This window comes from Thermomonospora cellulosilytica, from assembly GCF_014138835.1.
Classification (GTDB): Bacteria; Actinomycetota; Actinomycetes; order Streptosporangiales; family Streptosporangiaceae; genus Thermomonospora; species Thermomonospora amylolytica.
Window position 1 is genome coordinate 2,644,824 of record NZ_JACJII010000001.1, and the last position, 22,737, is coordinate 2,667,560.

The window sequence follows — 22,737 nt, forward strand, 5'->3', positions numbered from 1 at the left end:
CTCAGCGCCGCCCGATGGTCAGCAGCGGCCCGGTGGTGTCGGCGAAGAAGTCGTTGCCCTTGTCGTCCACCACGATGAACGCGGGGAAGTCCTCGACCTCGATCTTCCAGACCGCCTCCATGCCCAGCTCGGGGTACTCCAGGACCTCCACCTTCTTGATGCAGTCCTGGGCCAGCCGGGCGGCCGGGCCGCCGATCGAGCCGAGGTAGAAGCCGCCGTAGGTCTTGCAGGCGTCGGTGACCTGCTGGGAGCGGTTGCCCTTGGCCAGCATCACCAGCGAGCCGCCGGCCGCCTGGAACTGCTCCACGTAGGAGTCCATCCGGCCCGCCGTGGTGGGGCCGAACGAGCCGGAGGCGTAGCCCTCGGGGGTCTTGGCCGGGCCGGCGTAGTAGACGGCGTGGTCGCGCAGGTACCGCGGCATCGGCTCGCCGGCGTCCAGCCGCTCCTTGATCTTGGCGTGCGCGATGTCGCGGGCCACCACCAGCGGGCCGGTCAGCGACAGCCGGGTCTTGACCGGGTACCTGGTCAGCTCGGCGCGGATCTCGTCCATCGGCCGGTTGAGGTCGATCCGCACCACGTCGCCGCCCAGCTCGTCGGCGGTGGTGTCGGGCAGGAAGCGGGCCGGGTCGGTCTCCAGCCGCTCCAGGAAGATCCCCTCCCGGGTGATCTTGGCGACCGCCTGCCGGTCGGCGCTGCAGGACACCGCGATGGCCACCGGGCAGGACGCGCCGTGCCGGGGCAGCCGGATCACCCGCACGTCGTGGCAGAAGTACTTGCCGCCGAACTGCGCGCCGATCCCCAGCCGCTGGGTCAGCTCGAACACCTGCTGCTCCAGCTCCAGGTCGCGGAACCCGTGGCCGGTCGGGGAGCCGAAGGTCGGCAGCGTGTCCAGGTAGCGGGCCGAGGCGTACTTGGCGGTCTTGAGGGCGTACTCGGCGCTGGTGCCGCCCACCACGATCGCCAGGTGGTACGGCGGGCAGGCGGCGGTGCCCAGGGAACGGATCTTCTCCTCCAGGAACGCCAGCATCCGCTTGGGGTTCAGGACCGCCTTGGTCTCCTGGTAGAGGAACGACTTGTTGGCGCTGCCGCCGCCCTTGGCCATGAACAGGAACTTGTAGGCGTCCCCGTCGGCGGCGTACAGCTCGATCTGCGCGGGCAGGTTGTTGCCGGTGTTCTTCTCGTCCCACATGGTCAGCGGGGCCATCTGGGAGTAGCGCAGGTTGAGCCTGGTGTAGGCGTCGTACACCCCGCGCGACAGGTGCTCGGCGTCGCGGCCGTCGGTGAGGACGTGCTGGCCGCGCTTGCCCATGACGATGGCGGTGCCGGTGTCCTGGCACATCGGCAGCACCCCGCCGGCGGCGATGCCGGCGTTCTTGAGCAGGTCCAGCGCCACGAACCGGTCGTTGGGGGAGGCCTCGGGGTCGTCGAGGATCTTCCGCAGCTGGGCCAGGTGCGAGGGCCGCAGCAGGTGGGAGATGTCGCGGAACGCCGTCTCCGACAGCAGCCGCAGCGCCTCCGGCTCGACCTGCAGGAACGTGCGGCCCCCCGCCTCGAACGTCGCCACGCCGTCGGCGGTGAGCAGCCGGTACTCGGTCTCGTCCGGACCGAGCGGCAGCAGGTCGGTGTAGGAGAACTCAGGCATCGTCACGTTCCTCGCGTCACCAGGAGCAGGGGCGCCACTCAGATTACGACGCGCCGGGGGCGGGCCCGCGCGCGGATCGGGCTGGTGAAGCACCTCACGGGCATGCCACCCTGGTGGTGATCATCGGCCTGGGAGAGCCATGTGACGGACCTGCACCTGCCCCTGGACCGCGCCGCGGGACGCCTGTCGGCGCAGATCGCCGCCGGGCTGCGCGCCGCCGTCCGGCAGGGCCGCCTGGCCGCCGGCACCCGGCTGCCCTCCAGCCGCGACCTGGCCCGCGACCTCGACGTCTCGCGCGGGGTGGTGGTGGCGGCCTACGAGCAGCTGGTGGCCGAGGGCTTCCTGGTGTCGCGGCGCGGCGACGGCACCCGGGTGGCGCCGCTGGCCCGCCCGGACGAGCCGCTGCGCTCCGCGCCGGTGTGGCGGCACGAGGAGCCCGCCGGCGAGCTGGGCTCCGGCCCGAGCCCGGTCGACCTGCGGCCGGGACCTGACCTGGCGGCGTTCCCCCGCGAGCTGTGGGCGTCGGCGATCCGCACGGCGCTGCGCACGCTGCCCAGCGAGGCGCTGTCGTACCCGGACCCGGCCGGGGCCTTCGAGCTGCGCGCCGAGCTGGCCGGGTACCTGGGCCGGGTGCGGGCGGCGCACGCCGCGCCGGACCGGATCGTGGTGATGAACGGGGTCGCGCACGTGGTGTCCACCCTGGCCCGGCTGCTGGCCGCCGACGGGCACACCGCGCTGGCGGTCGAGGACCCGGCCGGGCACCGGCAGATCCCCTGGCTGCGGGCCAACGGGCTGGAGCCGGTGCGGATCGGCGTGGACTCCCACGGCATCGACGTGGCGGCGCTGGCGGCCTCCCCGGCCCGCGCGGTGATGATCACCCCGGCGCACCAGTTCCCGACCGGGGTGGTGCTGGCGCCGGACCGCCGCGCCGAGCTGATCGAGTGGGCGCGGTCGGTGGACGGCCTGGTGATCGAGGACGACTACGACGCCGAGTTCCGCTACGACCGGGAGCCGGTGGGCTGCCTGCAGGGCCTGGATCCCGAACGGGTGGTGCTGGCCGGGTCGGTGAGCAAGTCGCTGGCCCCGGCGCTGCGGCTGGGCTGGGCGGTCGCCCCGGACCGGCTGGCGCGGCGGCTGCGCCGCCACCGGGCGGCCACCGACATCGCCGGGCCGGTGCTGGAGCAGCACGCGCTGGCCCACCTGCTGGCCACCGGCTCCTACGACCGGCATCTGCGGGCGTTGCGGCGCCGCTACCGCTCCCGCCGCGACGCCCTCGTCGAGGCGCTGCGCCGCCACCTGCCGCGGGCGCGGGTGCAGGGGGTGGCGGCGGGCCTGCACGTGTACGTCGAGCTGCCGGAGGGCTGCGACGAGGACAAGGTGGTCGCCATGGCCGCCGAACGCGGCGTGGTCCTGCAGGGGGCGGCTCCGATGTGGTCGCGACCGGCCCCTCCCGCCCTGGTCATCGGCTACGGGCGGGCCGGTGAGGCACGTCTGGCGGCGTCGGTACAGGTGCTGCGGCAGGTGATTGCGGAGGTGAATCCGGGGTAATAGGCGGGCCACCGGGACGAAAGAGGGGTGACCGATGAGTCTGGACGAGGCGGCACGCCAGCTCAAACTGGCCGTACACGACGCGCAGGTGGCGTTCGACTGCCTCGGGCTGGGAGATCTGGAACGGGCGCACGAGCACGCCATCACCGCGCGCGCCGCGATGGACGCCGCGACGTTGGCGGTGCAGGAGGCGCAGCGGACCATGACCCCCGAGGAGGCCACCCGCGAGGGCGAGCACGCGGTGGCCGCCCTGGAGGAGTGACCCCGCCCGAGCCCTTCAGCCGGTTGCCGCGGCCCGCGCCGTGGTGGCCGGCTGTGTCGTGAAGCCCCGCGCCAGCAGCACGATCACCGCGACCAGCAGGGCGGGCGCCGCGAACGCCAGGCGCAGCCCGTCGGTCTCGCTGAGCGGCGCGATCGCCCCCACGATCGCCGCGCCCAGCACGAAGCCCGCGTAGTTGAAGACGTTCAGCCGGGCCACCGCCACGCCCAGGCCGGTCGGGTCGACCCGCCCGGCCGCCGAGAACGCCACCGGCGCCACCACCGCGAGCCCCAGCCCCGCCACCGCGAACGCCGCGATGGCGGCCGGGGCGCCGGGCGCGGCCACCACGCCGAGCATCCCTAGCAGCCCGACGACGCCCCCCGCCCTGATCACCGCGACGCCGCCGTACCGCCGCACGCCGAAGTCGGCCGCCGCCCGGCTCACCACCATGGCCACCTGGTACGCCACGTAGCCGAGCGGAGCGGCCACCCCGCCCGCGCCCAGCTCGTCCTCCAGGTATTTCGCGCTGTATCGACCTGGTGAGCGGCGTACTACCTGGCGGCTATCCAGGTGAATAGCGGAGCGTGACCTAGCAGGACACGGAACAGTATCTACAGTCTGCCGGGCCTCCCCGAGGAGGCCGCATGCACGAGGACGCCGACTGGGTGGCGCAACGTGAGCGTATCGCCCGCCGCGGCGCCCGCCTGTGGGCACAGCACCAGGCCCGCCGCGCCGCCTGGCGGGCCGCCCGCGACCACGCCGCCCGGCACCCCGGCACCGACGTCCGGGAGATGGTCCGCGAACTGCTGGTGCGGGCGGCGGAGCGCACGGCGGCCGGGTGCGTGGCCGCCGCCGCGGTGCTGGCGCTGCCGCCCGGATGGGCGGAAGGCGTGCACTGGTGGCTGCTGACCGTCGTGGCGTCCCTGTAGGCTGTGCTCAGCTCCTCGCCCTTGACGTGGCGACCGAAAGCGGCGAGGCCCCCGAACCGCCCGCCCGGCTACGGCCCGGCGGGCGGTTCGCTGCTCTGGGGTGCGACGAAGGTCCCCCTGCCCGGCACGGTGATGATCAGCCCCTGCTCGGCCAGCACGGCGTAGGCCGACCGGGCGGTCCGGCGGGACACGCCGAACTCCTCGCAGATCTGCGCCTCGGAGGGCACGGCCCGGTTCGGCCGGTACGTGCCGTTCTTGATCCGACCGGCGATCACGGCGGCGATCTGCCGGTACAGCGGCTCAGGCCCCTCCAGATCGACACTCACCGTGACGACGCTAGTTGACCTGCGATAATGCTCGTCATCGCGAGTTGTTACGAGTCATCTCGTGACAGATAGATACAGGCTGGCGTACCCTGCGAGACATGACGTCGCCACGTCCTGTGACCCCCATTGCGGTCGACGCCTACACCGTCGACCGCGCCCCCGACGGCGCCCTCTGCCGCGCCCTCCCGCACGAGGATCCGGTTCCTGCCGACGTCGTCTGCGACCGGCTCGGCCATCCGGTGTGCCGCACCTGCTGGGAGCCGGTTGGCCGGCTACTGGAACGCAGAGGCCATCGGGTGATCTACACCCCGGCCGCGCTGGCGGTGTGGGACCGGCCCGTCACCGGGTAGACGGCGGGCACGCCGGATGGAGGGGAGTTCCCGGCGTGCCCGCGACCAGACCGGCGGTGCGCGCGGCATCGCCGAGGCGGGGCCGCAGCGAAACCCCCGCGAGTCTCGTTCCCGCTGCGGCCCCACCCTGCCGCTCGAGGAGGACCATGACCCCCGACGAGGCACTCCGCTGGCACGGCGTCGGCCGCCGCCTCGGCCCATTCTTTCGGATGCTGGACACCGCGCCCACTGCGGGCCACAGCGGCGACCCCGAGGCGTACGAGCGCGCCGTCGAGGAGCTGGAGACGATCCGCGCCCAGGGGTCCGGGACGCCCGGGTGGGTGGCCCGGTCGGGTGGGAAGGTGGTGGGGCGGGGTGCGACGCCGGAGGCTGCCCTGTCGGTGGCGCTGAAGGCTGGGCACGTCAGCGTGCACCTGGAACGTGCGGACGCCTGACCCCGGACACGACGAAGCCCCGCCCGGTCCGTAGACCGGGCGGGGCTTCGCAACCCCGCGTGCGCGGGGAGCAAGGTTCCGCGTTGGCGTGCCTTGGGCCAACCCCGCACGGAGCGGGGAGCAGGGCACCGACTGTAGCGCGGGCCGCCGACAGATCGCCAGGGAATGCGGGATCCCGAACCCCGTTGACACCTTGCCTCACGTGAGGCATAGTTGAGCGCGTCGGGACGGACACGCCGCCCCCGCCGGAGAAGGAGCCTCCATGACCACCACGATCGCCAGCCAGAACCACGGCCGCACCATCCCCGCCTACGACCTGCTGGACGAGATGACCGAGCGCTACGGCATCGACCGCCGCGAGGCGCACGACAGCATCCACGCCTTCCTGGCCGACCTCGGCGAGTCCGCCATCGTCACCGAGACCCCGCAGCGGCCCGAGCTGGCCGACGACAACCCCCGCGACGTGGACGTGGACATGTGGGTGGAGATCACCGACGAGGCCACCGAGCAGATCCGCGCGGCGTTCAACGCCGTCTACGCCCAGGCCTGAAAGCACAACGAGCGGCCCGCCACCCGATGCGCCCGGGAGCGGGCCGCTCCGGCACGGGAAGGAGCCCCGCACCATGACCGACGATAACGGCGACCTCTGGACGATCGACCAGGCCGCCGAGTACATCGGCGCCAGCAGCACCGGCAGCGCCCGCCGCACCCTGTCCCGCTGGGGCGTCAAGGCGGCCGGATACGAACCCGGCGAATCGGGGCGGCCAGCCGCCCGCTACCGCGCCGCCGACGTCCGCGCCGCCAAGGCCGCCCGACCCGGCCGCGGCGCCCGCATGGACCTGGCCGTGGCCAGCCTCGAGGAGGCATTCGCCAAGATGACCCCCGCTATGCGGAAGACGGTCGAAGCGCTGGAGAAGCACGGAGACCCGACCGAGGAGAGCCCTATGGCCAGTCCCACCGCTCCCGACACCTGCCCACCCTGGTGTCGAGACCGAGGTAAGTCCACCCCGCACACCCACTACAGCGAGCCGACAGAGTCCGGCCCCCTCACCATCTACATCGCCCGGCGTGCCGACGAGACCGAACCCCGCTTCTGCGTGCGACCCACGGAGGCCAGCTCTAAGGCCTACACCCCGCCACTGCGGCTGGACATCGCCGATCAGGCCGGCGCGTTCGCCGAGGTGCTGGAGGCACTCGGTCACGAATCGGTGGTCAAGGACTTCGTGAAGCACGTCTCGCTGGCGTTCGCAGCTGGCGCCTGACTCCAAAGTAAGCGGCCCCGGGGCTGGCGACCTCACCGCCTCCCCGGGGCCTTGATCCGGACGCTGGAGGTCCGAACCCATGAACGACACTACCGCCCGCACCGCCCGCGGTGACCGCGCGATCACCGCGATCGCCGCCGTGACCGTGATCGCGATCGGCGCGATCGCAGCGGTCATCTCCTACCGGCACGCCCTCGGGGTCACCCGGTCGCACGGCGAGACCGGCGCGACCGCCTACCTCACCCCCCTCACGATCGACGGTCTCGTGCTGGTCGCGTCCCTGGTGATGCTCGACTCCGCCCGCCGCCGCCAGCAGGCCCCGCCCCTGGCCTGGCTGGCGCTGGCCCTGGGCATCGCCGCGACGATCGCGGTCAACGTGCTGCACGGCCTGGAGCACGGCCCGGTCGGCGCGGTCATCGCGGCGTGGCCGGCGGTCACGCTGGTCGTGGTGGTCGAGCTGCTGATGGTGATGATCCGCCGGGGCCAGCGGCCCGCCGAGGACCGGCAGGAGGATCACCGCCAGGAGCATGATCAGGACGATGCGCGACCGGTCCTCACGGTGGTCGCGACCACCGGCCCCGAACCGGTCACCGCGACCGGTCCCGATCCGGTCGCCGAGGTCACGACCACCACCGAGACCACCGAGACGACCGGTGCGGAGGGGACCGCCGGGGACCAGGGCGAGACCGGTACCGGTACCGACGCGGAGGACCTCGAGCAGAAGATCGCGGCGGCCCGCGACCGGTACGCCGCGATGATCGCGACCGGCCGACTGCCGTCGATCAACACCCTCCGCCGGGAGATGCGGGTCGGTCACCCGCGGGCAGTCGCGATCAGGGCCGCGCTCGCCGCAGCGGCCTGAACACCGAAACCGTCCGGATGTGGACAGAACCCTAACCTTCAGTTATCTCGTGCTACCCACGGGTTACCTGCAACCTATACAGGGTGTCCGCTCGATACCGCACCTTCCGGGCAGGTAATGATGAGGGCATCATCGATGAGGGGAGGTGAAAGCCGTGACCGAGGACCTGCGGTTCACCAGCGGGCTGCTGAACATGTCCGACGCCGCCCGCTACCTCGGCATACCCCCCGAGACGCTGAGGCGATGGGCCCGTGGCGACGAGAGCGGCGGCCCCATCCTGCACGCCCTGCCGCCGGCCGACCGGCAGGCCACCGTCACCTTCATCTCCCTGGCCGAGGCGTACGTCCTGGAGGCGCTCCGGGACGCTGGCGTGAACCCGCGGAAGATCCGCCCCGCGCTCAAGCGGCTCCAGAAGGAGTTCAGCATGGAGTACGTCCTGGTGGCGCGGGAGCTGGCCACGGACGGCATCGACGTGCTGTGGGACTTCGCTCGCACCAGGGAGGGGGAGGGCCTGATCGAGGCCCGCACCGGACAGCGGGTGATGCGGGAGATCGTCGAGGACTACCTTCAGTACCTCCACTGGGGCGCCGACGAGTTCCCGCAGATGATGGAGTTGCGGAGGTTCCACCCATCGAAGGTCGTCGTCGATCCGCACCGCTCGTTCGGGCAGCCCTTCTTCGCCGGCTCACGCACACGGGTGGCCGACGTGGCCGCGCTGCTGAAGGCGGGCGAGGACCCCGAGGTGATCGTCGATGAGCTCGGAGTCTCCCCCGAGGACGTCCGGTCCGCCGCACGCGTCGTCCTGGGCGGGCACGCCGCCTGAGTTCTACCTCGACGAGAACATCGTTGCCCGGGCCGTCCGCCGGTGCCTGACCAACCTGGGATATCGCGTGCACACCCCAGCCGAGCTCTACGGGTCGCGGGAGCAGGCGGAGGGCGCCCCGGATGAGGACTGGCTGCCGCGCGTGGGCCGACACGGCTGGGCGGTGCTGGGCTGTGATGCGAAGATCTTCGAACGGCCCTGGGAACTGCGCGCCTACCTTCAGGCCAAGCTGCATGCCTTCCTGCTCCCCGGCAACGCGCTGATCGCGGAGCGGGTCAGCCTCGTCGAGGTGTGCCTGGCTGAGATCTGCGCGGTCCACATGTCCGAGCCGCCGGCCGTGTGGAAGCTGACCCCCAAGGGTCTGGACCCCTACAAGATCCCGGGACGGGTGTGTCCCTGACGAGGACGTCCCGCTCGGTGCGCGGGCATGACGAAACGCCCCCGTCTCCCCTCGGCCCAGGGGCCGGTCATCAGGGAGACGGGGGCGTTCGTGCTCGGCGGCGCCGAGCTCATCGAGGCGGGGGAACAGGGCCCGCTCTTCCGGCTTGCGGGAGCCGACCGGCGCGTGGGCCGGATACCCATCCCTGAGCGTCCCCCCTGAGCGGGAGATCGAGGCCGGGCGGGCTTCCCCTCCCGCCCGGCGATCTCCAGGCTACTGCCGAACCTGCCCGCCGGTCTTCGGCTTGTTCGGGATGCCCCACACGCCCAGCGCGACAAGGACCGCCACGCCGATCGGGATCCACTCCCCGCTGTCGATCCGGCCGTCCTCGATGGCGGCCTGCGCGGCCAGCAGGACCGGCCCGGCGGCGGCGATGACGCTCTTCCAGTAGGCGCTGATCTTCATGAGGGAACCTCCTCAGACCCTCGGTGGCCAGCACCACGAGCCGGGCGGGATGTCGCCGCCCTCGTCGGCCTGGCCGTGCGGGACGTTGAACTCGGGGAACCCGCCGGACTCGCCGGGGGTGAACACCCACAGGTGGACGTGCTCGTCGGAGTCGAGCGCGGCGCGCATCGCCTGCGCGCCCTGCTTGCCGCGGTAGTGGACGATCTGGCCGAGAGTCGGCTCGGACATGGTGATCTCCTCAGGTCAGGGCGGCCGGTGCCGCCCGGCTCTCAGGTGATGGGTGCGGCCCAGCTCTCCCGCCAGGTGACCGGCCCCACCACGCCGTCCACCTCCAGGCCCTTCTCGCGCTGGAACGCCCGGCAGACCTCCTCCGAACGCGGCCCGTACACCCCGTCCACCGTGATCCGCCAGCCCCGGTCCCGCATCCGCGCCTGCCAGCGGCGCACGTCGTCCCCGCGCATCATCGGTGGCTGCGACAGGTACCGGCCCGGCCAGCGCGGCGCGGTGACGGCCGGCTTGTCGGCGGGCTTGCTCGGCGACGGCGCCGACTCCCCCGAGTAGGCCGGCCGCCCGTACCCGGCGATGACCGCCGCCGAGCGGATCCGGCGGCGGCAGGCGTCCCCGGTGTTGCCCTCGATGGTCTGCACCCTGCCGTCGCCGAGCACCTTCTCCACGATGCCGACGTGGTCGATCGCGCCGATCGTGTTCGTCTCACCCCAGTCGAAGAACACGATGTCCCCCGGCCTGGCCCGATTGAGGTTGACCACGGTGCCAGCGTGCCAGCGGCCGAGGCGCTGGAAGTCCTGGGCGTGCCAGACGGTGTACGCCCGGTCCCCGCCGGGCAGGACGGCGGCCTCATTGCCGGACTGCCGGGCCCAGTGCGTCACGGCCATGTCGCACCACGGCGCGCGCAGGAAGGCGTCGCCGTGCCGGGCCGCGTACTCCCGGGTGATCGGATTCGGGCGGCCGGACATGCCGAGGTCGTCGCGGGCGGCGGCCAGCATCGCCGCTGCGGTACCCATCAGGACCGCCCCTCCCCGGCGTACACGCCGTCCTCGCCCGGCTCGCCGTACAGCTCCCGCAGGACGGACTCCTCGTCCGGCTCGGTCGCCCGGTGGGCGTCGGGGTGGGCGTCCACCCGGTCCATGCAGAGCACTTCGCCCTGCTGCTCGTTGCTCACGCCTTACTCCTCACGTACGCAGATCAGCGCCGGGCGCGGCCCCGAGGCCGTCACCACGGTCGTCTCCTCTTGCCGCCACCCGTCCGGGCACGGCGGCCCCGGCGGCCCCTGCGGGCCCGTCTCCCCACGCGGCCCCTGCTCGCCCTGCGGTCCGGGAGGACCGGCCGGGCCAGGCTCGCCAGGCTCACCCGGGGCGCCGTCCCGACCCGGCTCACCCGAAGGTCCGGGTGGCCCTGCCGGGCCCTGACCCCCTGGCCGGCCGGACGGCCCGGGCGAACCCGGCACGCCCTGCGGTCCCGTCTCCCCAGGCGGACCGGCAGGGCCCGGCTCGACCGTCACGGACGGGCGGATGCCGTGCTCACGAAGCTGCCGCTCCAGCGCCCTGCTGATCTGCTCGGACCGCTCCGCACGCTGCTCGGCGCGCCGCAGATCGTCGCCCATCGCGTGGATCTGCTCCGACAGCCACCACACCGCAGCCGCCAGCACCAGCCACGCCAACACCGCCCGCACCCGGGGACGCGCCGGGCGCCTCCGCTCACCCGTCACCGGGTGCCCCGGCTCGCCAGCCAGATCTGTACACCCAGGGTGAGGAGGATGAACAGGGTCGGCAGGATCCCCGCGTACACGGCCTGCCGCCAGTTCGTCCCCTGCTGGACCTGCTGGGTCTTGAGTTCGCGGATCGCGGTCTCGCGGTCGGCGCGCTCCTGCGCCAGGTCGCGTTCCAGTTCGGTGAAGCGCCGTTCGAGTTCGCGCTGGTCCCTCGCGTACAGCTCGGCAGAGACGACCCGTAGGCCCATCTCGCGGACCAGTTCCTCCAGCCGGGCTTCCATGCGGTCGAGGCGGCGCACGACCTCCCCCAGGCTCGGCTCATTGGGCACCGGCCCCCCTTGTCGCTATGCGCCCTCGTCGGCGACGGTTTGCGGGGGCGGGGTGATCTCGACCATGCGGGCGGGCTGGGCCGCCTCAACCTTCACCACGCGCATGTGCGCCCACGCCGGGGACGCCTGCGCGGAGATCGCGTCCGCGATGCCCTGCGCGACCGCATGCAGGGCGTGCGCGCCGGACGGGGCGTTACCACCACCGATCTCACCGCCCGTCCCCGAGTAGTCGTGCTCGGGGCGGAACAGCACCGGGAACGGGCCGCCGTCCGACTCGAGCTCGAACCGGTACCACTCGCTGTATGCCTGCATGCTCTATCCGATCTTGGTCGCGACGATGCTGGAGGAGATCCGCATGATGGTGTCGGCGAGCTGCGCCGTGCCCTGAGCCCACCGAAATTGCAGGGTGCCGCCGACGCCGGTGAAGATGATCCCCACCGGGCGGCAGACGACGATGCCGCCGCCCGCCCCGCCGATCACCGCGACGTCCGTGGCGGCAAGGCTGGGGCTGTGGATGTCCCCGGTCGTGGTGGTGACGGCCGACCCGAACGCGCGCGGGCTCCAGTCGAAAATCGCCCCAGCGGGGACCGTCCAGCCCATCCGGAAGTCGGCGTTGTCCGGCGTGCTGTACCTGATCATCGCGTCGATCCGGTACCACGCGGACGGCAGCAGGCCCGGTAGGAACAGCTGGGTGTCGTTGACCAGGTTGGTCGAGTTGTTCACCGTCTGCGGGCTGCTCTTCATCGCCGAGATGCTGAGCGAGTTCAGCCGGCCTGCGGTGATGCGTTCACCGGCCTGCCACGGCCACGCCATATAACCGACCTCCTAGAGTCCGATGATCGCGGGATGGGCGAGCCGCACATCCGTGCCGGCCGCGTGCGCCTTGCTGATGCCGTTCACCGACCTGACCACCGTGAACGTCTGGGGCGAGGCGGCCCCGCTGATCGCGGTGACGGTCATGACCTCGCCGCCGATGAGCACGTCGAACGGGAATTCGGCGGGGCTGGTCGTCCACAGCGGACCGGCCGTCACCGCAACCGACAGGGTCGTCGCCGCCGCCGTGACCGCCGCCGCGAGCTGGGAGCCGTCCGTGTCCGCCCGCCCCCACATCGGATCATCGGCGTACGCGACGTCCCAGGGCGACGCCGGGGAGGTGTTGAACTCGATGCGCCAGGTGTAGAGACCGAGCGTCTCGGTGTAGCCCTCGACGATCTGATCGGTCGGGCCGGGCGGGACGTACGGCGGCAGGCCGTCCAGGCGGATCCGGTCCCGGATGTCGGTGGCCAGCGCGGCCGGGATCAGGTGCGGGTGCCGGTGCAGATTGACGGCGACGGTCGGATAGCGGGCCTCGTCCACCGTGCCCAGGTGGACACGCCACCATGCGATATCGGCGAGCCGGGAATCGTCGAACAAACTCAGCGACAGCGACTCGTCATAGCGCCCGACCCCATCCGGCGGCGGGAGCACTGACAGCGGCGAGGTCTCATCGATCGCCCGCGCGCTGGACCCGCCGACGCGTTCGACGGTGACGTCGTTGCGGACGAGCTGGTCATCATCGATCGGCTCCAGCGGTGGCGCGATCTCGCCTGCGCTGTAGTCCAAGGTCAGCGTCGGCGGCCGGTTGTAGCCGGTGACGCGGGTGCGGTACCGCAGGCCGGGCGGGTCAAGCCGCTCGTACAGCGCGCCACCGTCCGCGGAGGCGGCCTCGGCGATGAGGTCGAGTGCCGTGGCCAGCCCTTGAGGGCCGACCTGCTCGCTCTCGTCGCCGACGACGTCAAGTGGAATGCCCTCCTCGGCCGCCACGCGGGTGATGCGTTCCACGGCCGTCTCACCGGCGTGGCCCTGCGCGGCGGTGGCCAGGGCGAGCATCTGCCCCCACCGGGTACGGCCACCGACGAGCACGTGCGCGACGGCGCCGACGGTGTCCACCGTGTCGGTGGCGGCGGTGTGCAGATAGATGGAGGTGACGGGGGCAGAGGTGTCCACCCATGCCCAGGACAGCGGGTCCTCGTTCCCGTTCGTAGCGACCAGCAGGAGCACTTGTGCGCCGAACTGGTTGAGCATCACGGCCAGGTGGATCGGCATTCCGGGGCCGGTCAGGTAGTTGTTGAGGACCCAGTTCGGCGCCGGGTTCAGCACGATCACCCCGTTGCGGTCGGCGATCTCCAGCACCGCGATCACGGACCCTGACGGGTCCGGGAAGACGTACAGGCTCCAGTCGACGGCGGTGGTCCCGCCGGGGGTGGTCCACCTGATCACGGGGCTGACGGTGTCCACCACCCACTGGGCGGGTGGGATCAGCACGATGGACACCGCCCACTCGGTGGGAGAGCCCGTCACGGAGGCGAACGCCTGGCCATTGGTGCCGCTGACGGTCAGGCCCGCGGCGACCCCGCCGGCTCCCTCGGACCCGAACGCGGCGTCTCCGGTGGCGATCATCGGCGCGCCGCCCGCGTACCCGGATGCGCCCTGGGTGGCACCGGCGGCATCCTCCAGCGGCCACCACGCGGCATACGGTGTCTGACCGGCGATGGCCCTGGTCAGCGCGCCCTTGAGGGCCTTGCGGCCCTGGCCGAGGCGGCGGAGGACGCCGGATGCCTGGATCGGCACCCACGCGTCGTGCTCGCCGGGCGTCCACTTGGGCGGCCACTCGGAGACTTCGCCGTGGAACCGGTACTCGCGGTCGCTGATGCTCGCGGCGCCCGCGACCGTCCACACGTTGCCCTGCGGGTCGGTGAAGCTCGACGAGCCCGCGGTCATGTCGTCGGGACGCCACCCCGCCACCACGGGCCCGTCGATCCCCGACCGCACCTCGAAGGCGTGGTAGCGGCCGGGCACGGTGTCGCCGGACACCTGGGAGATGTCACCGACCTCGATGGGCGCGGTACCTGACCACAGGCTGGTCGTGCCGGTTCCGGTCCGGACCTCCCACACCGTCCATGGACCGTCGATGCTGTCGGCGTAGTAGAACGTCGCGACGTGTTGTCCCGCGCCGTTGTCGACGTCCAGGGTCGCCCGCAGCGCGCGCCTGCCCGTGGGGACTCGAGGTGGCGCGGCCGTGGTCGGGTTGTGCGACCTGATGGTGACGCCGTCCTCGGTCCAGGCGAGGATCGGCACGAGGTCGCCGCCGGACAGCGCCCCCATCGTCAGCGACCACGACCAGTGCGATCCGCTGGCCTTACCGACCAGCGACCCGGCCCGCCACTCGTCGGGGGTCAGCTCGATGCGAATGTCGATGTCGCCGGTGATGTCCAGGCTGGCCCGGTCGGGGCAGGACAGCCGGTCACCCGCCCCGCCCGGCATGGCCAGGTAGGGGTACCCGCCCGGCACCGACACCCGGATGGGCGTGTTCCGCCCGAACTGGCCGTAGTAGGGCGACAACGGGTTGCGCGGACTGTACTTGCCGTTGGTGTTGCGGATCTCCAGGGAGCATGACCCGGGGTCGGCTGCCTGGCCCTCGTCTTGCCGGCCCCGGGTGATGGTGATGGCCTCCCGGGTCCGGACGTCACCGGTGATGTCCGTCCACACTCCGCCGATCTGGAGTTCGACCCGGATGTCGAGCGGTTCGTCTGGGAACGGCACGTCACCGCCCCCCGAGCGCTAGCTGGACGTTACCGCCGCCCTGAACCCGGATGACCTTCCGGAGCAACTTGAGCATCTCCTGATCGGCGCCGCGGGCATCCAGCGTCACCCGCACCTCGACCGGCCCCGCGCCGCCGCCCGGAACGGCTGCCGCGCCCGCCCGGCCCCCCGCCGTGGTGGTGGCCGCGGCGATCGGCACTCCGGCCCCGGCGGCCGTTTCGGCGAGGGTGGTCGCCGCGGAGGAGACCAGCCCGGCGTTGTTCTCCATGCCGAGGGCGAGGCCCTGCGCGAGGTTGGCGCCGTAGCCCATGAACAGGCGCGAGGGGGACCGGATGCCGAGGACGTGCAGCACCGGGCCCGGCACGATCCGCTTGACCAGGTTGAGGATCGCGTTGTAGAGCCACGACCCCATGCCGACCATGCCGTTGTACAGGCCGATCAGCACGTTCCGGCCGGCGTTGTAGAGCAGGCTGCCGAGGTTGCCGATCGCGCGGGCGATCCGGCCCGGCAGGCTGGTCGCGAAGGAGACGACCCAGTTGAGGCCGGCGCGCACACCGTTCGGCAAGGTCTGCGTGAAGAAGTTCCGGACGCGCGTCCAGTTCGCGATGATCCACGGGACAGGGCCAAGGAAGCCGCGGCGGGCGGCCCCGGAGATGAACCCGACGATCCAGCCGACACCCGCCCTGATCCCGTTCGGCAACGTCGTCGTGAAGAACCGGGCGACCTTGTCCCAGTTCGCGATGACCAGCGCGACGGCGGCGACCACGGCGGTGATGATCCACCCGACCGGGCCCATGCTGAGCACCCAAGCGGCGGCCATCCGCACGGCGTTGGCCATGGCGCGGGCGGCCATCATCGCCCAGGAGGCGGCCACCCGGGCACCGGTCGCGGCGGCGGTCGCAGCGTGCCGGACGGCGGCGGCCGACGCCCGCCCCATCGCCGATGCGGCGTCCCCCATCCGGGAGACGAACCGGCGGGACGGAGAGTCGGCATCGCGCAGCGCACCGGCGACCCTGCCGACACCACCCGCAGCGGTCCCGGCCAGGCCGACCAGCGGCCCCAGTCGGGAGGTGACCATGCCGATCGCCAGCGACCACGCGAGGAACTGCGCGGCAGTGCCGCTGGTTCCGCCCGGCAGGGCCTCCAGCATGTCGACGATCAGCCCCAGCGGGCCGACCAGCAGCGGCAGGATCGCGACCAACTCGGACGCCGTTTGGTTGATCAGGCCGAACGTGCTGGCGAGCTGTGCCTGGCCCTCCGCGGACTGCGCCCACGCGGCCATCTGCGCGGTGATGCGCTCCAGCCCCCCGGCCAGATCACCGGCGTCGGTGTTGGCGGCGCCGAACACCGCGGCGACCACGATGCCGAGGTTCCGGGCGATCCTGATGAGCTGGCCCACGCGGTCCACGGCGTTGTCGACCCAGGCGGTTGCCCGGCCGCCCTGCGCGATGGCGGACAGCCATTGCCCGGCGCGGGTCATCAGGCCGCCAAGGACCGCCCCACCTCGACCGAGGTCATCGACGAACACGGCGGCCAGGTCGCGCACGCCGCGCACAAGGACGGGAACCCCGGCCCCGGCGGCGTCGATACCCTGCCGGACACCGAAGAACAAGCCGCGAAGGAACGCCAAGGTGCGCGCCTCGCGGGCGACGCCCATGACGCGGGCACCGACCCTGCCGAGAGCAGCGCCGACTCCGGACATGCCGCCCTGCACCGGGCCGCGTAGATCGTCGGCCAGGCCGCGGGACTGGGCGCGCATCGGCGCGAAGAACGCGTTCTGGACGTTCTTCTGCATCCCGAAGAACACGCCGCCCAGCTCGGCGGCGACCGCCCGCGCGTGCGGGGGCAGTTCGGCCAGCGCCTCCTCGAAGGCTTTCGCGTCACCGACGAGTGCGGCGCCGAGGGTGTCGCCCAGCCCATCGAGGGCCATCTGGAGGGCGAACACGCCAACCTTGAAGGCGGCCAGCACGGTCGGCCCGGCGGCCAGCAGCCCCAGCGCGGGCGCGAGCGCGGCGGCGAACGTCGTCGCGCTGCCGGCCAGGCCGACGAACGCGCCCGCCTGCCCGACCCGCATGAGCTGCGTGTGGACGCTGGACAGGGTCCGCCGGAACCGCGAATCGTCCGCGGAGATGATGGCGACAAGCTCACCCAGCCGGAGGGCCACAGATCACCCCCCGTGCTGGTCACCGCTGCTGGTCGTCCTCGGGTGGCCGGAAGTGGCGATGGATGCGGGTGTCGGCGGCGAGCAGGCCCTTGATGCGGGTCTTGAGCCACCGCCAGGACCGGTGGGCGAGGATGCCCGACTCGACGTCGATGCCGTACTCGGACTGGAGGTCAGCTTCGACGAGGGCCCACTGTTCTAGGAGCGCCTGCCACGTGACCGATCCCGCGGCGGGCGAGGCCGGGACGCCCTCGTACCATTCGTAGAGGCCGGTGACGGGGTCTTTCTCGCCATGGCCTGTGACGCCCGGCGGGAGGCCCGGTTCCCCGCCGCCGGGGCCAGTGCTTCCCCCATCGCGGTCGCACCCCCGCCGGACTCCCAGTACTTCGCGGCGGTGGCCTCGTCGCGGAGGATCCACACCATGACGGTCATCCCGGCGTGCTTGATCGCCTGCCAGTTCACCCCGTCTCGGATCATCTCGTCGTAGGCGTCGCCCATGACGCGCCGGTACAGGTCCCGCTCGCCGTCGTCGTCGAGCACCTCGATGTCCTCGTCGGACACGGCCTGTTCGGTGGCCAGGCTCGCGCCGACCGACATGACGCGTTCGACGTAGAGGGCGGTCTCGGCGGACACGTCGTCGATGCGGTAGACGCGCCCGCCGAGCGGCAGTTCGATGTACGCCCCGTGAAGGGCATCGCCGAGATCCTTGAATGCGGTCATGAGGGGGTCAGGTCTCCGATCAGACGTAGGTGTAGGCGGCGGTGCCGGTGCCGGTTCCGTTCGGGGTGGTGACGTCCACGTTCGCGGGCCCGGCGGACCCGGCCGGGGTGATCGCGGCGATCTGCGTGGAGCTGACCACGGTGAAGTCGGTGACGTTGACGTCGTCGAACTCCACATCGGTGGCGCCGGTGAAGTTCGCGCCGGTGATGATGACCAGGTCACCGCCCGCGGCCGGCCCGGACGCCGGCGACACGGCCGACACGATCGGCGCCGGGGTGGCGTTGACCGGGTTGGCGATGCTGGTCAGCGGCCCGTCACCGGTCAGCGTCACCGTCACCCGGTCGAGCTGCTCGGTGTCCCCGCCCTCGGGCGCCCACGTGACCAGCGCCCAGCCCTGCCGGCCGGTGCCCTTGCCGGACCGGTCGAAGTAGCGGACCTGGATGCGGGAGTCGGCGCCGAACGCCTCGGATGCGGCCTCCAGCGCGTCGTGGGTGGGGTGGTAGGCCAGGGTGTCCGGGTCGTACTTGTGGGAGATCTTCGCCTCGATCTTCCACGCCTGCGCGGTCTTGGTGTTGCCCTTCCATCCGTTCGACTCGTAGTCGCTGTCGTCCTGGATGGTGGGGTCGACCGTGGGCTTGAATTCGACGGTGCCCATGACGGTCTGCCAGTCGGGCACGGCCTCGGTGCCGAGGTTGAGCTGCCACCTGTACCGGCGCGCAAGGTCGGTGATCTCGTTGGCCACAGCGGGCCCTCCTTACTGATCTCGATGCTCGGATGGCCTGCGGGCCTGTACGTAGTAGTTGTCGGTGCGCTCGTGCCGGTCGGCCTGCCGGTCCGTCCCGCCGGGTGCGGACAGCTCCTCGCCGGATCGGCGGAACATCTGGCTGACCCGCACGCCGCCGAACTCGACACCGGACAGCCCGTCCAGGGCGTCATAGACGGCGTCGGACAGGTCGGCGACCTCGCGGGGGTCCCGGCCGGCGCGGGTGCGGACCTGGAGGCCCACGGTCACGTCCCACGACCCGTCGACCGACACGGGGTAGGTCTGGAGGCAGATCACCCGGTCGGGGTTGGGTGGCATCGTGGCCAGCACGATGGCCGTTTCCCCGGCCTGGTAGGCGCTGCCGTCCGCCCGCCAGATGCCGACACCTTGGGCGGCGAGGTAGGAGGCGACGCCGGTGAGCAGGTCGGTGTTCCATCCCACCCGGCTACTCCAGTTCCCGGCGGATCTCGGCGGCGAGGATTTCCAGCATCGTGCCGCGTTCGCGGTTGAACGGGTCCTCCAGGTACTTCGCCTTCCGCCCCGGGTCGTGCCGGTAGGTCAGATCCTCGTGCTGCCGCACCGCATACGGGGTGTCGTAGGAGACTGCGGCGCTCATCGTGTCCTCGTCGACGGACGCGACGCCTGAGCGCTCCAGCGTCGCCTCTTCGATCGGGACCTCCTGCCGGGATTCGCCGAGTAGGTGTTCGGCGTCCTTGCCGAGCCCGCGCACGGCGGCGGCCTTCGTCCGCTCGGTGACGCGCTGGCCGTCCCAGTCCAACCGGAACCGCACCGTCATGCCCGCCTCCTCACTCGCACACGATCTCCAGGTGTTCCGGCAGGTCCGGCTGCCCGTGGGCGTCGCGGCGGAGGGCGGCGATCACGAGGGTCTGCACGCCCTCCGGGGTGCCGTCCGGGATGGTGATGCGGGACCGCGGCGGGCACACGACGTCCAGTCGCGTGTAGACCGTGGTCCGGCTGGTCACCTGCGACCCGTCGTCGGCGCGGATCAGGCGGGTCTGCTGGTCGACGAACGCGGGCACCACCACGGCCGGCCCCCATACGTCCCCGTAGGGCCCCCGGCCCTGGTGGGGTTCGATGGTGATGTCCGGCAGGGTGTAGCCGATCTCTTGCAGGATGCCGATGATGTCGGTCACCACGGCCCCTGACCGATCAGCCCCGCCGCGTAGAGGATCTGCCAGGCGTCGACCGACAGGCGCCCGGCCGTCGCCTGGGCGGGCGGGGTCACGTCGGTGCGGCGGCCCAGCTTGGCCGACCCGATCGACACGTCCGCCCACTTCCCCGCGCCGGTGCCGTCGCCGGCGTCCAGCCGGTAGGCGGCCTGCTCCAGCGTGGCGGCTTTGAGCGCTGCCGTGATGTCCGGGTCGGTGGCGGCGCCGTTCGTGTCGGTGTCGTAGACGGCGGTCACGGTGGCCGTGTCGACGTCCCGTGAGGCGCGGTCCAGCAGCCGGGCCGCGCCCGCCGGGGGCTCGGCCAGGCCGAGGAACGTCGCCAGCTCGGCGGGCGTCGCGTAGGCCACGTCAGCCGCCCTGCTCGCCGTCCGGGTCGGCGGGCGGCTCGTCGGCGGGGTCGGTCGAGTCCTGCTCGCCCTCGGCCGGATCCTGCGTGGGCTCCCGCTCGTCGCCGTAGACGGCGATCAGGTCCGCCTTCGTGGCCTCCTCCGCCACGTCCCGGGCCGCGCCCCGCGCCACGGCGTAGTCCACCCACGCCGACTTCGGGGCACTCTTGGCCGGCCGCCGCGCGGCGGCCTGCCCGGCCGTCTCGGCGACCGCCTCCGGCACCGGCTGCCGCTCGACCAGCACCCGCTCGGCGAGGTCGGTCTCCTTCGCGGCCTGCTCGCCCGGGTCGGCCGGCACCGGGCCGGGTGCGATCGGGGCGGGCGGGACCGCGTGCGCACCCGGGGCGACCACCTCGGGGCCGTGCGGATCGGCCTCGCCCGCGTTGGTCGGCGGGAGGAAGTCCTCCGGCTTCGGGGCGACGGCGGCGTCCCGCAGGGCGGTGCCCGACCGCACCTGCTCGACGTCGCGGGAGTCGACCCGCTCGACGGTCTCGGCGGGCTCCTGCTCGACGGTCTGGCCGTCGACCTCGTACCCGGCTCCCCGGCAGTAGGAGATGACCGCCGGGTCGTCGGTCTCGGCGACGCCGTCCTTGAATTCGACGTTGCCGATGCGGCCGTTGTAGCCCCGGTTGGGGGCGACGATCCGTGCCATGGTCAGACCTCCTCGTCGATCTCGATACGGACCCGCACCAGGTCCTCCACCGGCTGGCCGGCGAGGTCGGTGAGCGCGTCCAGCACCGGCCGGGCCGTGTCCTGGTCGATGCCACGCTCGGCGAGAATCTGCTCCAGCTCCTCCCGGGTGGCCGCCCTGCGCCGCGTCACCATCAGGCGCTCTTGAGGTTGCGCAGCACGCCCGCAGCGCGGGTGGCCTTGAGGACGGGGGCGGTCGGGCCCAGTTCGACCTCGCCGGTCTTCACGGCGCCCGGGGCGTCGAAGTCCGGGAGGAAAGTCTGCACGAGTGGGGCGCCCGCCATGCTGACCGCGTGGAATCCGTCCAGGCCGAACCTGACGGCGTAGAGGTCGCCGAGGCCGGTGATGTTGCCGCCCGCTCCGCCCGCGTCGGTGTCGCGGGTGACGAGCTGGATGACGTCGGTGTTGCTGCCGGCCTTGGTGCCGAGGTCGACGAGCCGGATGCCGTTGTACGCCTGGACGGGGCGGCCGAAGCTGTCGGTGGTCTTGTCGATCATGTCGGCCCACGCCGCCACGTACTTGAGCAGGGCCAGCGTCTTGCGGTTGCCCATGATGGCGTCGGGGGTGCCGTCGAGGGTGGCCAGCCAGGCGTCGATGTGCGCCATGACGGCCAGGGCCTCGGACTTGGTGTCGACCGTGGTCAGGTCGATGTATCCGGTGGCGACGCCGTTGTTCAGCGGCAGGTACTCGGTGCTCGACCCGGCGAGCATCTTGGACAGGCCGTCGAAGCCGTCCGCGTCGACGGCGGTGTCACCGTTAATCACCTGGTCGGCGAAGAACGCGTTGGCGGCCTTGATCTTCTGCTGGAGCTGGAGGGCGGTCTCCGCGCCGGCGGCGACCCGGTTCAGCACTCGATCGATCTGGAACGACCCACCGAGCGGCTTGAGGTCGACCGTGAAGCGCTGCTTGGTGACCTCGGACGGGGTGTACTCCGAGTTGATCGCGCGGAAGTCGGCGGTGGGCTGGGTGACGAGGCGCTGGTAGCCGTAGGTCAGGGTGCCGCCGCCGCCGCTGGCGTTGACGACGTCGTCGAAGGTGAGCCGTTCCATCAGGAACGACGACTTGGTGAACTCGTCGATGACCTGGACGTCGATGTCGTCCGTGGCCATGAGCTTCGCCTGGGCGAGCGAGACGGGCATGAGGTGTTACCTCCGGGAGATGAGTCAGCCGCCCTGTGCGAAGCGGGCGGCAATGGCGTCGGACAGGGTCGCGGCCTTGCCGGTGGTCCCGGGCCTGCCGGGGGGTTCGGTGCCGCCGCGGGGCGCCGGCGCCTGGCCGTTCGCCCGGTATCGGGGGTTGTCTTCGAGGGCCTTCTTGACGAGGTCGCGAACCTTGGACCGGAAGTCGTTCGCATCCGGGTCGAGCGCGCTCGCCTTGGCCAGGAAGGACCGTGAGTCGTTGAGCGCCTTGGCATCGGCGCCGAGATCCTGCGAGCTTTCCCACACGGCGTCCCGGAACCTCAGCTCGCGGTTCTCCTTGATCGCCGCCTCGGCCTTGGCGACGAGCTGAGCAGTGTCGGGGGCGGCGTCGGCGTCGTCCTTGACGAGGCCGATGGCCTTGCCGATCTCCTGGGCGAGTTCCCGCTTGGCCTCCTCGGCAGCCTTGGTCTTGGCGTTGACGCGCTGCTTGCCCGCTTCGGCGCGGGCCTCCTTCAGCTCCCGCTCCAGCCGGGCGATGGTCGCCGCGGTGTCCTCGCCGTCCCGGGCGCTCTGGTCGCGCTGGCCGGGCTGCTCGGCGGGCTGCTGGGGGGCCGCCGGTGCGGCGGTCGGCGGGGCCTGCCCGTCGTTGGCCGGGGTGGTGTCGGCGGCGGGGGTGTCGGTCACGGTGCCCTCCTGGGGCGTGGGTCGGGGCCGCGCCCGGCGGCCGTGATGCGGATACGAGAAAGCGTTGTCCGGAGCATGGACAACG

32 protein-coding genes are annotated in these 22,737 nt (G+C 72.2%); 10 read left to right on the forward strand and 22 right to left on the reverse strand.

What is annotated here, in order from left to right; genetic code table 11:
• Position 1 precedes the first annotated feature (1 nt).
• On the reverse strand, positions 2-1,642 hold the full coding sequence (locus HNR21_RS12520; RefSeq protein ID WP_182705330.1) for a fumarate hydratase: 1,641 nt from the start codon (positions 1,640-1,642) through the stop codon (positions 2-4).
• Positions 1,643-1,783: 141 nt separating this feature from the next.
• On the opposite strand from HNR21_RS12520, the gene pdxR reads away from it, so the two are divergent.
• Together pdxR and HNR21_RS12530 are read left to right on the forward strand one after the other, a co-directional pair.
• Positions 1,784-3,190, forward strand: coding sequence for a MocR-like pyridoxine biosynthesis transcription factor PdxR (gene pdxR, locus HNR21_RS12525; RefSeq protein WP_119727340.1), 1,407 nt, complete (start codon positions 1,784-1,786; stop codon positions 3,188-3,190).
• A gap of 34 nt (positions 3,191-3,224) precedes the next feature.
• Positions 3,225-3,452, forward strand: a complete 228-nt coding sequence (locus HNR21_RS12530) for a hypothetical protein (protein ID WP_119727341.1) — start codon at positions 3,225-3,227, stop codon at positions 3,450-3,452.
• Between the two features lie 15 nt (positions 3,453-3,467).
• Here the strand turns inward: HNR21_RS12530 and HNR21_RS12535 are convergent, their stop codons facing one another.
• Positions 3,468-3,917 carry an MFS transporter gene (locus tag HNR21_RS12535; protein ID WP_182705331.1) on the reverse strand — a complete coding sequence of 150 codons (450 nt, stop codon included), beginning with the start codon at positions 3,915-3,917 and terminating at the stop codon, positions 3,468-3,470.
• A gap of 176 nt (positions 3,918-4,093) precedes the next feature.
• Here HNR21_RS12535 and HNR21_RS12540 point away from each other — a divergent pair, with 176 nt between their 5' ends.
• A complete protein-coding gene (locus tag HNR21_RS12540; RefSeq protein WP_182705332.1) occupies positions 4,094-4,378 on the forward strand; it encodes a hypothetical protein in 285 nt (94 codons plus the stop codon).
• A 68-nt stretch (positions 4,379-4,446) separates the two neighbouring features.
• Here HNR21_RS12540 and HNR21_RS12545 read toward each other — a convergent pair whose 3' ends face one another.
• The gene (locus tag HNR21_RS12545; protein ID WP_182705333.1) at positions 4,447-4,704 is read right to left on the reverse strand and encodes a GntR family transcriptional regulator; all 258 of its coding nucleotides are present in this window, start codon (positions 4,702-4,704) and stop codon (positions 4,447-4,449) included.
• Between the two features lie 98 nt (positions 4,705-4,802).
• Between HNR21_RS12545 and HNR21_RS12550 the strand changes: the two genes are divergently transcribed.
• The 7 genes from HNR21_RS12550 to HNR21_RS12580 all read left to right on the forward strand — a co-directional run bounded on the left by HNR21_RS12550 (position 4,803) and on the right by HNR21_RS12580 (position 8,835).
• Positions 4,803-5,054, forward strand: a complete 252-nt coding sequence (locus HNR21_RS12550; protein WP_182705334.1) for a hypothetical protein — start codon at positions 4,803-4,805, stop codon at positions 5,052-5,054.
• A gap of 146 nt (positions 5,055-5,200) precedes the next feature.
• Positions 5,201-5,488, forward strand: coding sequence for a hypothetical protein (locus HNR21_RS12555; RefSeq protein ID WP_182705335.1), 288 nt, complete (start codon positions 5,201-5,203; stop codon positions 5,486-5,488).
• 262 nt (positions 5,489-5,750) lie between these two features.
• Entirely contained in the window at positions 5,751-6,038 is a 288-nt protein-coding gene (locus tag HNR21_RS12560; RefSeq protein ID WP_182705336.1) for a hypothetical protein, read from the forward strand.
• 73 nt (positions 6,039-6,111) lie between these two features.
• On the forward strand, positions 6,112-6,750 hold the full coding sequence (locus HNR21_RS12565; protein ID WP_182705337.1) for a hypothetical protein: 639 nt from the start codon (positions 6,112-6,114) through the stop codon (positions 6,748-6,750).
• Between the two features lie 79 nt (positions 6,751-6,829).
• Positions 6,830-7,612, forward strand: a complete 783-nt coding sequence (locus HNR21_RS12570; protein WP_119728323.1) for a DUF2637 domain-containing protein — start codon at positions 6,830-6,832, stop codon at positions 7,610-7,612.
• A 154-nt stretch (positions 7,613-7,766) separates the two neighbouring features.
• The gene (locus HNR21_RS12575) at positions 7,767-8,435 is read left to right on the forward strand and encodes a DUF433 domain-containing protein (RefSeq protein WP_119728324.1); all 669 of its coding nucleotides are present in this window, start codon (positions 7,767-7,769) and stop codon (positions 8,433-8,435) included.
• Positions 8,365-8,835, forward strand: coding sequence for a PIN-like domain-containing protein (locus HNR21_RS12580; protein WP_157995869.1), 471 nt, complete (start codon positions 8,365-8,367; stop codon positions 8,833-8,835). Before HNR21_RS12575 ends, HNR21_RS12580 begins: the two co-directional genes overlap by 71 nt.
• A 252-nt stretch (positions 8,836-9,087) precedes the next feature.
• On the opposite strand, the gene HNR21_RS12585 is transcribed toward HNR21_RS12580, so the two are convergent.
• The 19 genes from HNR21_RS12585 to HNR21_RS12680 form a co-directional block, all read right to left on the reverse strand.
• Positions 9,088-9,279 (reverse strand): hypothetical protein, encoded by a 192-nt coding sequence (locus HNR21_RS12585; protein ID WP_119728326.1) that lies wholly within the window; start codon positions 9,277-9,279, stop codon positions 9,088-9,090.
• 12 nt (positions 9,280-9,291) lie between these two features.
• Positions 9,292-9,507 carry a hypothetical protein gene (locus tag HNR21_RS12590; protein WP_119728327.1) on the reverse strand — a complete coding sequence of 72 codons (216 nt, stop codon included), beginning with the start codon at positions 9,505-9,507 and terminating at the stop codon, positions 9,292-9,294.
• 41 nt (positions 9,508-9,548) lie between these two features.
• Positions 9,549-10,301: a peptidoglycan-binding protein gene (locus HNR21_RS12595; RefSeq protein WP_182705338.1), complete on the reverse strand. Its 753-nt coding sequence runs from the start codon at positions 10,299-10,301 to the stop codon at positions 9,549-9,551.
• Entirely contained in the window at positions 10,301-10,459 is a 159-nt protein-coding gene (locus tag HNR21_RS12600) for a hypothetical protein (RefSeq protein ID WP_182708998.1), read from the reverse strand. Before HNR21_RS12600 ends, HNR21_RS12595 begins: the two co-directional genes overlap by 1 nt.
• 542 nt (positions 10,460-11,001) lie before the next feature.
• Positions 11,002-11,337, reverse strand: a complete 336-nt coding sequence (locus HNR21_RS12610) for a hypothetical protein (protein ID WP_182705339.1) — start codon at positions 11,335-11,337, stop codon at positions 11,002-11,004.
• A gap of 15 nt (positions 11,338-11,352) precedes the next feature.
• Positions 11,353-11,649 (reverse strand): hypothetical protein, encoded by a 297-nt coding sequence (locus HNR21_RS12615; protein WP_182705340.1) that lies wholly within the window; start codon positions 11,647-11,649, stop codon positions 11,353-11,355.
• Between the two features lie 3 nt (positions 11,650-11,652).
• A complete protein-coding gene (locus HNR21_RS12620) occupies positions 11,653-12,150 on the reverse strand; it encodes a hypothetical protein (protein ID WP_182705341.1) in 498 nt (165 codons plus the stop codon).
• Between the two features lie 12 nt (positions 12,151-12,162).
• Positions 12,163-14,919 (reverse strand): hypothetical protein, encoded by a 2,757-nt coding sequence (locus tag HNR21_RS12625; RefSeq protein WP_182705342.1) that lies wholly within the window; start codon positions 14,917-14,919, stop codon positions 12,163-12,165.
• A 1-nt stretch (position 14,920) separates the two neighbouring features.
• Positions 14,921-17,083 carry a phage tail family protein gene (locus HNR21_RS12630; RefSeq protein ID WP_182705343.1) on the reverse strand — a complete coding sequence of 721 codons (2,163 nt, stop codon included), beginning with the start codon at positions 17,081-17,083 and terminating at the stop codon, positions 14,921-14,923.
• 195 nt (positions 17,084-17,278) lie between these two features.
• Positions 17,279-17,800: a DUF7426 family protein gene (locus HNR21_RS12635; RefSeq protein WP_182705344.1), complete on the reverse strand. Its 522-nt coding sequence runs from the start codon at positions 17,798-17,800 to the stop codon at positions 17,279-17,281.
• 19 nt (positions 17,801-17,819) lie between these two features.
• Positions 17,820-18,542, reverse strand: coding sequence for a phage tail tube protein (locus HNR21_RS12640; RefSeq protein ID WP_182705345.1), 723 nt, complete (start codon positions 18,540-18,542; stop codon positions 17,820-17,822).
• 12 nt (positions 18,543-18,554) lie between these two features.
• Positions 18,555-19,004 (reverse strand): minor capsid protein, encoded by a 450-nt coding sequence (locus HNR21_RS12645; protein ID WP_182705346.1) that lies wholly within the window; start codon positions 19,002-19,004, stop codon positions 18,555-18,557.
• A 4-nt stretch (positions 19,005-19,008) separates the two neighbouring features.
• On the reverse strand, positions 19,009-19,359 hold the full coding sequence (locus HNR21_RS12650; protein ID WP_182705347.1) for a hypothetical protein: 351 nt from the start codon (positions 19,357-19,359) through the stop codon (positions 19,009-19,011).
• A 10-nt stretch (positions 19,360-19,369) separates the two neighbouring features.
• The gene (locus tag HNR21_RS12655) at positions 19,370-19,717 is read right to left on the reverse strand and encodes a hypothetical protein (protein ID WP_182705348.1); all 348 of its coding nucleotides are present in this window, start codon (positions 19,715-19,717) and stop codon (positions 19,370-19,372) included.
• A complete protein-coding gene (locus HNR21_RS12660) occupies positions 19,714-20,100 on the reverse strand; it encodes a hypothetical protein (protein WP_182705349.1) in 387 nt (128 codons plus the stop codon). Before HNR21_RS12660 ends, HNR21_RS12655 begins: the two co-directional genes overlap by 4 nt.
• A 1-nt stretch (position 20,101) precedes the next feature.
• Positions 20,102-20,791, reverse strand: a complete 690-nt coding sequence (locus tag HNR21_RS12665) for a hypothetical protein (protein WP_182705350.1) — start codon at positions 20,789-20,791, stop codon at positions 20,102-20,104.
• A 2-nt stretch (positions 20,792-20,793) separates the two neighbouring features.
• The gene (locus HNR21_RS12670; protein WP_182705351.1) at positions 20,794-20,964 is read right to left on the reverse strand and encodes a VIT1/CCC1 transporter family protein; all 171 of its coding nucleotides are present in this window, start codon (positions 20,962-20,964) and stop codon (positions 20,794-20,796) included.
• Positions 20,964-21,968 carry a major capsid protein gene (locus HNR21_RS12675; RefSeq protein ID WP_182705352.1) on the reverse strand — a complete coding sequence of 335 codons (1,005 nt, stop codon included), beginning with the start codon at positions 21,966-21,968 and terminating at the stop codon, positions 20,964-20,966. The genes HNR21_RS12670 and HNR21_RS12675 overlap by 1 nt, the downstream gene beginning before the upstream one ends.
• A gap of 24 nt (positions 21,969-21,992) precedes the next feature.
• A complete protein-coding gene (locus HNR21_RS12680) occupies positions 21,993-22,652 on the reverse strand; it encodes a hypothetical protein (RefSeq protein ID WP_182705353.1) in 660 nt (219 codons plus the stop codon).
• Between the last annotated feature and the right edge of the window lie 85 nt (positions 22,653-22,737).